1 pseudogene is annotated in these 224 nt (G+C 66.5%); it reads right to left on the reverse strand.

Features of this window, described 5'->3' with window-relative positions:
* Positions 1-224, reverse strand: a pseudogene (locus EXE45_RS21650) (zinc ribbon domain-containing protein); the annotation flags it as partial.

Raw genomic sequence — 224 nt, forward strand, 5'->3', positions numbered from 1 at the left:
GGCGCCGCTTCGAGTTCGTCGAGGCGCTCCCCACAGGTCGAGCAGTAGCGCTGCGACATCACGTCCACCCGCGAGTTACAATTGGGACATGCGTCGGCCGGAAGGGCCTCGTCTCGCAGGTAGAACAGCGACACTCCGGTGAGAATACCGCCGAGGACGACGCTGCTGGCGTCGGCGAAGAAGCCAAGCGCGGTCACTCCTGCGGCCCCAGCGTAGAGCGCGAG

Origin of the sequence: Halorubrum sp. SP9 (assembly GCF_005435015.1) — an archaeon.
Classification (GTDB): domain Archaea; phylum Halobacteriota; class Halobacteria; order Halobacteriales; family Haloferacaceae; genus Halorubrum; species Halorubrum sodomense.